General features: G+C 41.8%; 13 protein-coding genes. 6 read left to right on the top strand and 7 right to left on the bottom strand.

The features are described from left to right. Nucleotides 1–9 precede the first annotated feature (9 nt). The 5 genes from DQN48_RS03020 (at nt 10) to DQN48_RS07860 (ending at nt 5108) form a co-directional block, all read left to right on the top strand. Nucleotides 10–633: an MBL fold metallo-hydrolase gene (locus DQN48_RS03020; RefSeq protein WP_013022899.1), complete on the top strand. Its 624-nt coding sequence runs from the start codon at nt 10–12 to the stop codon at nt 631–633. 397 nt (nt 634–1030) lie between these two features. Then, nucleotides 1031–2227 (top strand): selenium metabolism membrane protein YedE/FdhT, encoded by a 1197-nt coding sequence (yedE, locus tag DQN48_RS03015; protein WP_013022898.1) that lies wholly within the window; start codon nt 1031–1033, stop codon nt 2225–2227. Beyond that, the gene (gene yedF / locus DQN48_RS03010; protein ID WP_013022897.1) at nt 2224–2463 is read left to right on the top strand and encodes a sulfurtransferase-like selenium metabolism protein YedF; all 240 of its coding nucleotides are present in this window, start codon (nt 2224–2226) and stop codon (nt 2461–2463) included. The genes yedE and yedF overlap by 4 nt, the downstream gene beginning before the upstream one ends. Before the next feature lie 338 nt (nt 2464–2801). Beyond that, nucleotides 2802–4961 (top strand): TonB-dependent receptor family protein, encoded by a 2160-nt coding sequence (locus tag DQN48_RS03005; RefSeq protein WP_013022896.1) that lies wholly within the window; start codon nt 2802–2804, stop codon nt 4959–4961. 12 nt (nt 4962–4973) lie between these two features. After that, nucleotides 4974–5108, top strand: a complete 135-nt coding sequence (locus tag DQN48_RS07860) for a hypothetical protein (protein WP_269460492.1) — start codon at nt 4974–4976, stop codon at nt 5106–5108. A gap of 453 nt (nt 5109–5561) precedes the next feature. On the opposite strand, the gene mnmA is transcribed toward DQN48_RS07860, so the two are convergent. From mnmA to DQN48_RS02975, 6 genes are all read right to left on the bottom strand, one after another. Beyond that, nucleotides 5562–6590, bottom strand: coding sequence for a tRNA 2-thiouridine(34) synthase MnmA (gene mnmA, locus DQN48_RS03000; protein ID WP_013022895.1), 1029 nt, complete (start codon nt 6588–6590; stop codon nt 5562–5564). Between the two features lie 13 nt (nt 6591–6603). Further along, nucleotides 6604–7530, bottom strand: coding sequence for an acetyl-CoA carboxylase carboxyl transferase subunit alpha (accA, locus tag DQN48_RS02995; RefSeq protein ID WP_013022894.1), 927 nt, complete (start codon nt 7528–7530; stop codon nt 6604–6606). A 6-nt stretch (nt 7531–7536) separates the two neighbouring features. Beyond that, nucleotides 7537–8769: a beta-ketoacyl-ACP synthase II gene (locus DQN48_RS02990; protein WP_013022893.1), complete on the bottom strand. Its 1233-nt coding sequence runs from the start codon at nt 8767–8769 to the stop codon at nt 7537–7539. A 49-nt stretch (nt 8770–8818) separates the two neighbouring features. After that, nucleotides 8819–9052, bottom strand: a complete 234-nt coding sequence (gene acpP / locus DQN48_RS02985) for an acyl carrier protein (protein WP_013022892.1) — start codon at nt 9050–9052, stop codon at nt 8819–8821. Nucleotides 9053–9294: 242 nt separating this feature from the next. Then, nucleotides 9295–9840: an anthranilate synthase component II gene (locus tag DQN48_RS02980; RefSeq protein WP_041913092.1), complete on the bottom strand. Its 546-nt coding sequence runs from the start codon at nt 9838–9840 to the stop codon at nt 9295–9297. Beyond that, nucleotides 9837–11507, bottom strand: coding sequence for a bifunctional chorismate-binding protein/class IV aminotransferase (locus tag DQN48_RS02975; RefSeq protein WP_013022890.1), 1671 nt, complete (start codon nt 11505–11507; stop codon nt 9837–9839). Before DQN48_RS02975 ends, DQN48_RS02980 begins: the two co-directional genes overlap by 4 nt. 257 nt (nt 11508–11764) lie before the next feature. Here DQN48_RS02975 and DQN48_RS02970 point away from each other — a divergent pair, with 257 nt between their 5' ends. Further along, entirely contained in the window at nt 11765–11986 is a 222-nt protein-coding gene (locus DQN48_RS02970) for a hypothetical protein (RefSeq protein WP_231843995.1), read from the top strand. Between the two features lie 91 nt (nt 11987–12077). Here DQN48_RS02970 and DQN48_RS02965 read toward each other — a convergent pair whose 3' ends face one another. Further along, nucleotides 12078–13022 carry a thiamine pyrophosphate-dependent enzyme gene (locus DQN48_RS02965; protein WP_013022888.1) on the bottom strand — a complete coding sequence of 315 codons (945 nt, stop codon included), beginning with the start codon at nt 13020–13022 and terminating at the stop codon, nt 12078–12080. Nucleotide 13023: the final 1 nt, after the last annotated feature.

The raw sequence follows: 13023 nt of genomic DNA, 5'->3' as shown, positions 1-13023 counted from the left end.
GGCAAAAAAATGAAAATACTCAAACATCCCTTTGGAGATTATGGAACCAACTGCTACATCCTATGTGAGAACATCGATGGCAAAGATGCCCAGTGGATTATCGACCCAGGAATGGGAGCTTTTGAGTGGGTGATGCAAGAATGCAAAAATCCCCAGGCCATTCTCCTCACCCATGGGCATTTTGATCATATTTTTGATGTCGCAAAAATCAAGCAAGCACTGCCAGAAATCCCTATTTATTGCCCAGAAAAAGATTGCTTTATGCTAGAGGAGGATTTTTTTGATGTGGGCATCACGCCATGCAAGGCCGATAAACCCATCCTCAATTACAAATCTAGCATCACCATCAACATCCAGGGTTTAGATTTTATCTTTCATCACCTCCCAGGACACACGCCAGGCTGCTCCATTATTGAGTACAAAGATCATATTTTTAGTGGGGATTTTGTATTTCGACGCAGCATTGGACGCTTTGACTTTCCCTATTCTAGCCCCAAAGACATGAAAGAATCCCTTCAGAGATTTCGTGAATTGCCAAAGAGTGTAAACAAAATCATCCATCCAGGGCATGGCGCAGATACAGAATTATTTTCTGAACAAGAGAATGTGGCCTCGTGGATCCAAAGAATATAAACCCCAAAATTGGGCTGGGGCTTCCTTTGTGAGACCCTAAGCCCTATGGCTTCCATCAGAATTTTAACCCAAAGAATTCACTTGCTTAGTCTAAGCGATTTCCAAGCCACTTCAATCCGTTTAAACAAAATCAACTAAAGCGTTTTCAAATCCCTCTGCCTAAATCCGCTTAAGCAAAAGCCCATCCCAGCAGCAATCTTGAAGCAAAAATTTCAAGCAAAAAATGTATAATAAGAGCTTTTGATGCAGCGACACATTCACAGTGCAGAATCAACGAGTCAGTCAGATTCAGTCAAGATGAACTAGATTTTACGACATCCAGCGATTTAGCGAGATCAGCTACGCATTCCAGCGCCTTGGCCTTGAGCGCTTCCAAATCTCTATCAGGAATTTTTCCATGTGGCAAACATTCAAACAACATTCCCTCATGCGTTTTTGGAATCCCTTCTATTCGATCCTATTTCTTGGAGTGTTGTCTGCCTATTATTTTGGAATCATTGGCTCTGCATGGGCTCTCACAGGAGAATTTACACGATGGGGCGGAGAAATCCTTGGGCTTTTTGGCATAGAAGTAAAAAAATGGGAATATTTCCAAATCATCGGCCTTAAAGATAATATATTTTTGCGCAAAGATGGGGTGATGATCCTTGGCATGTTTTTGGGTGCGCTCATTGCCTCACTCCTCTCCAATAACTTCAAATTCCGCTTCCCTCAAAATAAAATACGAATCTTCCAAGCCCTTATTGGAGGGATTATTGCAGGTTTTGGGGCAAGACTGGGTATGGGATGCAATCTTGCTAGTTTTTTTACAGGCATCCCCCAATTCAGCCTACATGCTTGGTTTTTTACGATAATGAGCATCCTGGGTGTTTTTATCGGCACAAAAACCCTAAATTTCTCATTTCTTCGCTCTCAAGCAATGCTACAAAAAGGAGCATACAAAACCACGGCCAAAAAAGATCATTCCAAAATCTTTTTCTTCTTTGGGATTTTGCTATTTTTTGCAAGTCTTGTTTGCATTGCCTTGCTGATGGGATGCAATCACGCCCAAAAGATTCTTGGCATGGCCGCGCTTTTTGGACTTATTTTTGGCTTTGTGATCGCCAGGGCACAAATCTGCTTCACCTCTGCATTTCGCGATCTCTTTCTCACAGGTAGGGGATATGTCGCCAAGGCGATTGTGTTAGCAATGTTTCTCTCTACCATTGGAGTATTTGGCTTCATCATGCTGGGAGTCCCTCCTAAAATCCTCTGGGCAGGTCCTAATGTCATCATCGGAGGGTTCTTATTTGGGTTTGGCATTGTGATTGCTGGAGGTTGTGAATGTGGCTGGATGTATCGCGCGATGGAAGGGCAGCTCCATTATGTAATCGTGGGCATTGGCAATCTCATTGGATCGGTGTTGCTCGCCTATACTTGGCCCCTTTACAGTCAAGCTCTTGCCAAAAGCTTCCCAAGAATCAATCTGTTAGAGAGCTTTGGCAATTATGGTGGATTGCTCATGAACTATGTCTTCTTGCTTTTGTTTTTGTTTCTTATTTTATTTCTTGAAAAAAACATGATCAAAAATCTCAAAAAAAGGATCTCCTCATGAAAGAATCTGCCATCACCTATCACATTAATCTATTAGGAGAGCCCTGCCCCTACCCTGCTATAAAAACCATGGAAGCCCTGCAAAAACTGCAAAAAGGAGAGATTTTGCAAATCATTAGCGATTGCCCTCAAAGCATCCATGCTATCCCACTGGATGCCAAAAATTATGGATATGATGTGCTAGAAATCCTACAAGAAGGAGTGGAAATCCACTATTTCATTGGGCGAAATTTTTAAAAATTCAGGGGAATTTCTCAAAACATTGGGAGAATTTCTCAAGAACCCCCACATGACTTTGCCAAAATCCCCACCATACTTTGTAGCCCACATAACCCACTAAGCTTTCTCAAAACCCTAGAATTCTCTCACAACCCCCATCTCATGTCCCTCAACCTCCCAGAAATACTACCAAAAGCCTCACATCATGCAAAAGCCCTATTCTTTTTTAAACCCTGGATAAAAACATGCAAAAATCCTTGAAAAAATAATTTTTAAAATAAATATAATAATAATTATTATATTATTCAAAATCAAAAATGAGTCTCATTAATTTTTATTCAACAAGGAATTAGCATATGAAAAAAATATTTTACTTAGTCCCGTGTGCCTGCTTTCTTTTTGCAGAAAACACACAGACAGAAAAAACTCAACATGCACTCAAAAATCTCAAACTTGAACACATTCTCACTCAAGAAAAGGCAATCACACAAGGGACAAGCTTTCGAAGCGAAGATGTTTTCAATAATGCTGGATCTCGCTCTGTGGTGAGCTCCAAGCAACTCAAGGAATCCGGCTACAACACCGTAGAACAAGCACTACAAAATGTCCCAGGGGTACAGATCCGAGACACCTCTGGGACTGGTATTTTGCCAAAAATTGAGCTTCGTGGTTTTGGGGGTGCAGGAAATGGCCATAGCAACACAGGAATGCTCCTGCTTGATGGCAACACGGTTTATGGCGGTCCTTATAGCAATGTTGAATTAGCCATTTTCCCCATAACCTTTCAAATGGTGGATCATATTGATATCATCAAAGGCGGAGCAAGCGTGCAGTATGGTCCCAATACCTTTTCGGGTGTAATTAATTTCATTAGCAAGGAAATTCCAAAAAAATGGACAAATCAAATCGCACAACGCACAATCTTTTGGAGTAAGGACACAGGAGAGCCCTATAATAGCAAAGCAGGGCTTGCAAATAACATCCTCTATGATACATTTCTGCGCAGTGGGGGAATGATTGGGGAGCATTTTGGCATTCAAGCACAGGTAAATATCATTGGGGGACAGAGTTTCCGCGAAAACAGCAATACAAAAATTGAAAACTACAAATTAGATGCCATTTACAAAGTCAATCCCAATCATATCTTCAAGGGATTCTATCAGTATTACTACTACCATGCCAAAAGTCCTGGTTCACTCTCCACAAAAGATTACTATGCCAATCGTTTGCAAAATCTCCATCCCAGAGACTTCAATAGCGGTGTGGCCAAACGCATGGGGGTGAATTATAATTGGTTTTTTGGCAGCAAAGAAGAATTTGAAGGAAGCTTTAATCTTAATTATTATTTCCATGATATGACAAGAAATTTTGCACTTGATAGTGATTTTAATAAGCTTACCAATGGCGTCCCCCTCTATGGCAAAATACTCAGAGAAAATATCCGTCGCTATGTTGTCAATATGCTTGAACCAAAAGTAAATTTTAATATCATCACAAAGGGACTCAAGCAGCAAATCGTCTTTGGAATGCGCTATACATCAGAAACGATTTTCTACAATATCTACAGAAATGGCAAGGCAGACCCAAAAAATGGAAAAGACACGAATTATTACAATAACTATTGGGCATTTTATATCAGTGATAATTTCAAATTCTTTGGCGATACACTAAGCATCAATCCAGGACTGCGCTATGTATTCTTAAATCCAAGATATGTGAATTTTAAAAATACTAAAAATCTTGGCATCATCAACAAAACCTCCAATCAATTCAATCCCGCATTGAGCGTTTCTTATAAGCCAATCAAAAATATTAATATTTATGCAAATTATCAGCGCAGCTTCTTGCCGCCACAACTCGGAGACATGATGGGGACAAATTTTGATGTAACCCAAACCTTCCAAAGCACAGAAGCAGGGATCCGCTATCTCTTCTCCAAGTATGGCAGCATCAATGTGAATTATTTTGCTATTTTTGCAGACAATTATCGAATTGGAAGATTTGCCCAAGGCCAATATGGAATCTCTGCGATCTCTCAAGGAGTAGAGGTGGAACTCTATCTCACACCTGTGCGGGATTTACAATTTCATTTTGCTTATAGCTTCACAGATGCAAGAGTGAGCAGTCACAGCAAGCACGGTGACATAGATATTTATGGTAAATTCCTTCCTTATATTTCCCCGCAACACTTCAGCTTTGATGTCATCTATGCCATCCCCAAATTTGCCACCCTAGGAGCTTCAGGATATTATTATTCCAAATCCTATTCTGACATCCTAAACACCCTAAAAGAAAATCTCGCTGGAACAGCAGGGCAGCTGCCTGATTATTTTGTATTCAATGTCCAGATTTCTCGCACTCTATGGAAACAAGGAAATAGATCCATCGAGGGATCCATCTCAGCAAACAATCTCTTCAATGCCAAATATTATTTCCGAGGGATTGGCACAAGCCCCATAGGACGCCAACCAGCACCGGGTAGGTCCATAACTGTATATGTAAGCTATAAATTCTAATTTTTTAAAAGAATGAGAATTCTTGGGATTTCCCCCACTACCACTTGGGCATTGATTGGCGCGACTTGTGTTGGCGTGATAGATACCTTGTGGATTCCCACTAGGGAACTTGTATTTTGGGTTTTACATGGATGGGATTTTGCATAGCCTGTGCGATGCATTGGTAGCTTGTGTGGGATTGATACTCTGTTTTGCCTTTGTGAGAGCTCACATCCCAAGGCTATAACTCATAGACTTACAAAGTCTAAAACATCCCCTCCATAAAAAATCTTTTTCGTCCACCATGAATAAAAATTTAAAGGACAATTTCTAGATTTGGGCGCAAAATTTGGGAGAGATTCTTTGGAATTTTAGGTGAGCTTTAAATTTGAGCATAAAGAAGTTTTACTAATTGAGTGATGAAAATTTAAGAGAGAATTAGCAAAGAATCTCATAAACAGTTTCAAAAATTTGCAAGAGCAAAGCTTATGAGATTTGAGGGCTGGCTTGTAAATTTCAAAGTGAAAGAAATTCAAAAGCAAGAGAATCAGAAGGCAGAAGATTTCAAGGATTTTTAGGTGGCCAGGGGCTTGGGAGATTTGAGGAGGAATTTTACAAACGCTACAAAATCACGCCCCCGCCCAGCACCTTATCCTCCACATACACAACCAAAGCCTGACCCTTGGCGCTGCCATACACAGGCTCTGTGAAATTTGCAATAATCCTGCCATCTTGCAGATCTAGCGCTGCCTCACTGGGAGCGCTGCGATAGCGAATCTTTACAAGATATTTCCCAGCTTTAAAATTCTGGGGCAGGGACTTATTTTGCGCCTCTATGAGAGAGGTGGCAAGCTCTTCTTTTTTGCCCACGACAATCTCATTTTTTTCTGGATGAATCTTTAGCACAAAATGGGGATCATGCGCGCCCCTCACACTAAAACCCTTGCGCTTGCCGATGGTATATTGCATATATCCCTTGTGTGTGCCAATCGCATTCCCCTCTACATCCCGCACGATACCCTCCTGCTCTACATTCACATGCTTTTTGAGAATGTCAATGTAGTCTGTCTCCACAAAGCAAATCTCTTGAGACTCTTTATAAGTCTCTAAATTTCCTAGCCATGGCATCGCAGCAAAGGCCTGAGGCTTTACCTCTTCTTTTAGCATATCCCCCAATGGAAAAATCAAACGATTAATCGCATCTTGAGAAATGGCATAGAGAAAATAACTCTGATCCTTGGTTTTATCTTTAGCCTCGCGAATCCTTGTAACACCATCCACATGACCGATTCTTGCATAATGCCCCGTAGCAATTCTCTCACATCCCTGCTGGAGTGCGATGTCTAGCGCCAAACCAAACTTCATCAAAGGATTGCACAGTGCACAGGGATTTGGCGTCTCACCCCTCTGATAGGCGTTCACAAATTCATTATAGACCTTTTGTCGGAACTCTTCTTTGGCCTCAATCACCTGAAAATCGATTTGCAAATTCTGTGCAACCTTATGACAGTTTTTCAAAAAAACCTGGTGTTTTTCTTCTTTGTCATGCAACTTGAGATAAAAACCCTTTACTTCATAGCCCTGTTTTTTTAACAGATATGCAGAATAGGAGCTATCCACTCCTCCACTCATCAATAAGGCTACTTTCATAGATCCTCCTTCTTTAAGCAAAGGCTCCATAAGACATTAATTTTTGATATCTTTTTTTCATAAAATCTTTTTGTTCTTTGATTTCACGTAGGCTGTCTAAAAAATATTTTTTGATGGCCTGGGCGGCAAATTCTTTATCACGATGTGCACCCCTACTTGACTCCATGATAACATCATCAATGAGTCCAAAGGATTTGAGGGCATCAGGAGTGATTTTCATAGCCTTTGTGGCGGACTCAATCTTTGCAGGATCATTCCATAAAATCGCAGCACAGCCCTCCGGAGAAATCACACTAAAGACAGAATACTGCATCATCGCTAGTCTGTCTGCCACAGCAATGGCAAGCGCGCCACCACTTCCACCCTCACCAATGATAATAGAAATTGTAGGAACTTTTAGTCTAGAAAATTCCTGCAAATTTTTGGCGATTGCCTCACTCTGTCCTCTCTCCTCTGCCCCAATCCCAGGATAAGCACCCGCAGTGTCTACAAGCATCAAAATGGGGATATTAAACTTTTCTGCAAATTTCGCAGCCTTGAGCGCTTTTCGATAACCCTCGGGATTGGGCATGCCAAAATTCCGCAGGACCCTTGCTTTCGTCCCTCGACCCTTTTCTTCGCCAATAACCAAAGTGGGTTGACTATCAATCTTGCCAAGATAACATACAATTGCTTTATCATCACCAAAATGACGATCGCCACTAATCTCATAGGAATCCTTGAGGATCAAATGAATATAATCCAGCGCATAGGGACGATCGGGGTGCCTGGCAAGCTGAAGCTTTTGATAATCGCTCATATTACCATAGACAGAGCGTACTTCTTTTTCCAAATCGATCTCTAAGATCTCCTTGGCAGCATGATCTCCGCGGATAATCGCCATCTCGATTTCATCTTGCAAAACCTTGATTTTCTGCTCAAAATCCAAATAAACAGCCATACTTTTTTACACTTTTTTGAAGATCACTACTCCATTGGTTCCTCCGAAACCAAAAGAATTGCTCATGACCACATCCACTTTTTTCTCCCTTGCCACATTGGGAATATAATCAAGATCGCATTCTGGATCTCTTTCTTCTTGATTGATGGTCGGAGGTAACACACCATCTTGCATCGCCATGATGGAAATCACTGCCTCTAGCGCACCGGCTGCACCTAGGCAATGCCCAATCTGCCCCTTGGTCGAACTCACAAGTGGCACTTCAGCACCAAAGATGCGCTTGATAGCCAGTGTCTCAAACAAGTCATTATAAGGTGTACTTGTACCATGGGCATTGATATAGTCGATCTTGAGATTTGCCATGTGAAGCGCGGCTCTCATAGCCCTGGCTGCACCCTCGCCTTCTGGAGCTGGCGTGGTAATGTGATTGGCATCCCCACTCTCTCCAAAGCCCACGATCTCAGCATAGATTGTAGCACCTCTTGCTTTTGCAGCCTCATAAGTCTCCAAAACCAAAGCACCCGCACCTTCTCCCATCACAAAACCATTGCGATGCTTGTCAAAGGGTCGAGAAGCTTTCTGAGGATCATCATTGCGATCGCTTAACGCCTTCATCGCAGCAAATCCAGCAATACCCACGGGGCAAATGGTAGATTCTGAGCCAACAACTAGCATTTTGTCCGCACAGCCTAGCATGATGGTCTTTGCTGCCTCGATGATTGCATGCGTGCCAGCTGCGCAGGCAGTCACACTAGCCAGATTGGGGCCCTTGATTCCAAACTCAATGGAGGTAAAACCCCCCAACATATTTACAAGAGCGGAGGGGACAAAAAAGGGATTCACACGCCTTGGTCCCTTTTCTAGACAGGCAATGGAATTTTTTTCGATATTGCCAAGCCCACCGATGCCAGCACCGCTGCTAACACCAAATCTAGAGGAAATTGCCTCATCGCATTTCCCCTCGCTATTAAGCAAACCACCCTCTTGCATCGCCTCTTTTGCGGCTTTTAGCGCGAGTTGAATAAATCTATCAGCCTTTTTCACATCTCTTGGATTCATCACTTCATTGGGATCAAAATCTGTAATTTCTGCTGCAATCTGCACAGGAAAATCACCAGCATCAAAGCTAGTAATTCTCTTGACACCGCACTTTCCCTCCACTATGGATTTAAAAGAATCCCTACGATTCAACCCCAATGAATTAATCATTCCCAAACCTGTCACAACTACACGATGCACTCCAACTCCTTCTACATAAATTTAATGCCCTGGCAAAACGTGGTCTTGTTTATTTTTTGTTTGCCTCGATATACGACACAACATCCCCAACAGTGCTGATTTTCTCTGCTTCCTCATCTGGAATCTCAATGCCAAACTTCTCTTCCAGGGCCATCACAAGCTCAACTACATCCAGTGAATCTGCACCCAAATCTTTTACAAATTCCGCCTCAGGCTTCACTTGATTCGCATCGACACTCAACTGCTCTACTACAACTTCTTTTACTTCATCAAAAACCGCCATCTTAATCTCCTTCAGAATATTTTAGGTAGGCATTTTAGCAGAATTTTATAAAAAATGAAACTTAAAATTTTGCAAACGCCTTATACGCAGGAGTCTTGAGTATTATGTGTGGAATTATCGTGATTTTATGCGATCCTAAGTATCTTATACATCGATATTACCCATGGCAACACTTTGTGCATAAATTTCATCGCATCGCAGGCTTTGGCATGGCTGCCTTGCTGCATGCAAAATCAACCACTCTACTGCATTACAAAATTCCGCAAAATTTCTTTGCCAAAATCCGACAAAATGGATTCGGGATGAAATTGCAATCCAAAAATGGGCAAATCTCTGTGCTCCAGCGCCATCAATATCCCATCATCGCTGTATGCGCAGGCACGCAGGGGAGGCTTAAGATCTGACACATGCAAAGAATGATAACGCCCCACAAAAAACTCCTCCCCTATCCCCGTAAATAGCCTTCCTTGATGCATGGAAATTTTTGAAATCTTGCCATGCATGGGCGCGCTAAGCCCTGCAATCTTGCTGCCAAAATAATATGCAATAATTTGATGCCCCAAGCAAATTCCTAAAATCTTTTTACTTTTGTGATAGCACTCTAGGATTTCTAATGCCACCTTGCAATCTTTGGGATGGCCAGGACCAGGAGAGAGAATAAGATGGGAATAGTGATGAATTTCCTCCCTATCCAATTCCTGGGGATGGCGCACCAAAAGAGGAAAATCCTTGAGATAATGCACGATGTTGTAAGTAAAAGAATCATAATGATCTATAAGGAGAATCATGAAATTCCCCCGACTGAAATTGAGGGGAAATTTTGACAAAACACCTCCACCATTCCACGCAGAGCATTGATGCAAAAAATCCTTTGGGCTGCTTGCAAGTCAGAGAGATAGAGTGCTCTTTCTTTGATTTTTCCCTGTTTGAGAAGTTTTTGACGCATGATGCCATTGAGTAGCCCACTCTCTTTGCGAGGCGTATAAAGCATCCCATCTAGCTCCAAAATAATATTACTGCGCGCACCCTCGCTAATCTCGCCATCTGGGTTATAAAAAATGCAATCAAAAACCTCTCCTTTGGCAATCCTTTCGCGAGCCTCTTGATACCATGGGGCATAGCTGCTCTTGTGATGCAAAAAATCATTGCGCCATTCTTGGCGCAGGGCAAACTTTATCTCTGTGCTCACAATGGGCACGAGCTTTTTAAATTCCTGCTGGATTCTGCCTTTTTTATCCACCTCGATGCGCAAAACACCATCCTCTCCATAGGAGAGCTTGGATAGATCTGGTTTACAAAAGCCAAAATAACGCACGGATTTTAAAAGCCTCTTTTTGTGCAAAGAAAAATTCTGAATCTTTCCCCCACGCACACGCATAGTCTCAATCAAAGAAAAATGGATTTGAGGGTAAATGAATTGCGATTTTAGCAGGCTTTCTTCATATTCTGCACGCGCATCACTATCCCAAACAATCCCGCTTCCCACACAAAGACTCAAACCCTCTGCATCTTTGGTAAGAGTGCGAATGGGCACACTAAAACACATGCCATCCCCATCCATCACTCCAATCATGCCGCAATACACACCACGCTCATACCCCTCTAGGGCTTGAATGATTTCTAGCGTCTTTTTTTTAGGAGTACCTGTGACAGAGCCACAGGGAAAGAGGGCTAAAAAAATCTCTGCAAAACTAACGTTTTGGCGCAACTTTGCTTTGATGGTGGAAATCATCTGATGCAAGGTCTTTAGCGTGATCACCTCAAAGAGAGCTGGCACCTCTATTGCTTCAGAGATTTTGCTCAAATCATTGCGCAATAAATCCACAATCATCACATTTTCACTACGATTTTTGACATCACTGGATAGAAATTTTTTCAACCCTTCATCTTGTTGCAAATCCCTAGAGCGCCCAATTGTCCCTTTCATTGGTTTAGTAATAATCTCATCGCCCCGCAATTCAAAAAACAACTCTGGAGAAAAAGAAAAAATCTCCTCATATTCATTGGAAATCCATGCACTATAGGGGGTTTGCTGGTTTGATAGAATTTGAGAAAAGATACTTGGGGAATCACAGTGGCTAAGGAGTTTGATTTTGTAGGTGTAGTTGAGCTGATAGGTATCTCCGCGCTTGATTGCAGTTTTGATTTGAGAAATTCTCTTGGCATAAGTGGAAAAACCTTGAGATTTCATCACGCTAGGATAAAAAATTTTGTTGCTTTTTTCTGCGTTATTATAAATTTCTCGTTTTTTGAAAAGCTCGAAGTAAAGCAATGGGAGAGCACAAGAATAGGATTCCTCCGAAAAAAGATGATAGGCCTCATATCGAATATAGCCTACCAAATAGCCATCCCTACGCAAGTCATCTAGTTTTTTTAGCGCAAGCAAAAATTCTTCTTTACAAAATGCTACAATTTTACACACGCTTTGCGTATAGAGATATTCTCCAAAAATCATATCTTCTCCGACTCTACAATCTCTTATGATAATCCCAAGCCGGTATCACACCAACTTCCCTGCCACATTCTTTGACAATCTTTATCACTAGGGGCTGCCACTATTTGCCGTGAAACACCATCTATTGGGCACTTTTGCCTAACATTTTTCAGAATTCTTCACAATTGTCATTTTTACCCAATCTTCAATAAAATAACATTTTATAGTTAAAAATATTATTTTTGAATGTCAAAAAATATGTTAGAATAAAAGCAGTCATGAAAGAGTTGAATATGGATTATACGGAATTTTCAGAGAAGCTCAAGCAGCTGCGCATCACAAAGGGAGAGTTTGCCAGGATGGTGGACATGAATTACCACTCCATCGCCAACTGGAAGTCAAAAGGCGTTCCTTATTGGGCCTGCGTCCTTCTCCATCATTACGAAAAAAGCAAGAAGCTTGATTTATTGCTAGATATCATCAAACAATACGACAAATAACAAGCTCTCCTCACATCAACCCAATCCAAATCGGGTAGAACTTCAACCCATCCACAAAGTGGTGAGTCCTCTCTCCCCCATCCCTCTCCTTTTATACCCTAGCCTCTTCTCTGCGCTGCAAAAACTCCCACTTCTTATCAACATCTTTTTGAAATTGCTCGATGATATGTTCATTCTCAGGCTTGAAGAGATGTTTAAATCTACCCTGCGCGCCCAAATAATCTCTCACAGGAATGATGTTTTTGGGACGATAGGTGATGTTTAGCTCATTTCCATTGACAATCTCATAAAGAGGAAACACCAAGGAATCCACTGCTAGATCCATGATATCCACAGTGCTATGAGAATCAAATCTCCATTCTGTTGTGCAAGCACTCAAAGCATTGATGAAGGTGGGGCCCTCTGCATCGATAGCCTGCTTGATTTTTTTGTTCATGTCCTTCCATTTGTTGGGAGCGACTTGCGCGACATAAGGAGAGCCATGGGATGCCATGATGGCAAGCATGTCTTTTTTTCTTTCTTTTTTGCCATAGCTCACCTTGCCTGCTGGAGTGGTAGAGGTAGAAGATCCTATGGGAGTAGATCCGCTTCTTTGCCCACCGGTATTGGCATAGACTTCATTGTCAAAACATACATAAGTGATGTCATGTCCTCTCTCAAAGCAGCCGCTGATCCACTGGAATCCAATATCATAAGTCGCACCATCTCCACCAAATGCAATAAATCGAGGTTTTTGCCCCTGATATTTTCCTTTTTTTGCAAGCGCCTTGTACATGGTCTCCACGCCTGCCACAGCAGTGGATCCATTCTCAAATCCAATGTGAATCCAGGGCACATCCCAAGAAGTATAGGGATACACAGCAGTGGATACTTCGATACATCCTGTAGAATTTCCAATCACCATTGGCCCCTCTACCACATTAAGGATCTCTCGGATAATCATCCCATGAGCACAGCCCGGACAAAGGAGATTGGCACCTTCAAATTTTTCTGCTGATTTTTGAAATTGTTTTAGATTTTTGATTTCTTTTGTCATT

This window comes from Helicobacter mustelae, from assembly GCF_900476215.1.
Classification (GTDB): Bacteria; Campylobacterota; Campylobacteria; order Campylobacterales; family Helicobacteraceae; genus Helicobacter_H; species Helicobacter_H mustelae.
This window is presented reverse-complemented; position numbering and strand designations above follow the sequence as displayed.